The organism is Wenyingzhuangia sp. 2_MG-2023 (assembly GCF_030548295.1).
Lineage (GTDB): Bacteria > Bacteroidota > Bacteroidia > Flavobacteriales > Flavobacteriaceae > Wenyingzhuangia.
Window position 1 is genome coordinate 1 of the sequence record NZ_JAUOSB010000069.1, and the last position, 554, is coordinate 554.

Sequence of the window (554 nt, forward strand, 5' to 3'; positions counted from 1 at the left end):
GATATAGTTGAACAAAACCAAGAAGCAATTTTTCAGAGTTCTCAGCAACGAAAATTTTAGAATCATTATTAGTTAATCTCTCAGATAAAAACTTCTGAGCGTTTTCTATATCAGACTCTTTCTTGTAAAAAACTCGGTAAGAATCAAATAATTTAGTTAATTTTTCTGAATCGTTAATATTAGCACTTCTATAATTTATTTTCAAACTCATAATCTCTTTCAACTTTAGCAATTCTTATTTTATAAAATTTATACCAGTCAGATTTCCCATATTTTTGAGCTATTAAATGTTCAGAATTTTCTTTCCAATTTTTGATAGCATTTAAATCTGTCCAGTATGATATTGTAATACCTATTTCATTTTCTTTTACATTTTCAATATCTAAAAAACCTTTTTGAGTTTCTGCTAATTCAACCATTTTATCAGACATAATAGAATAATTCTCATTATTTAATTCAGCTTTAATAGAGCTAAATATCACAGCATAATAAGGAGTCTTTAGATTTTTTTTAGATATCATTTCTCATTTTTTTCGCTTGCACCCAACGGTTTT

Annotated in this window: 1 protein-coding gene and 1 pseudogene; both read right to left on the minus strand. The window is 25.8% G+C overall.

The window, feature by feature from the left end:
• Positions 1 to 211 (minus strand): annotated as a pseudogene (locus tag Q4548_RS16700) (GNAT family N-acetyltransferase); the annotation flags it as partial.
• Positions 189 to 521, minus strand: a complete 333-nt coding sequence (locus Q4548_RS16705; RefSeq protein WP_303457172.1) for an antibiotic biosynthesis monooxygenase — start codon at positions 519 to 521, stop codon at positions 189 to 191. The gene Q4548_RS16705 and the pseudogene Q4548_RS16700, both read right to left, overlap by 23 nt.
• Positions 522 to 554: the final 33 nt, after the last annotated feature.

Bases quoted from the DNA above. Each gene is read 5' to 3' on its own strand.
- Q4548_RS16705 (WP_303457172.1), bottom strand. From the start codon at position 521: ATGATATCTAAAAAAAATCTAAAGACTCCTTATTATGCTGTGATATTT.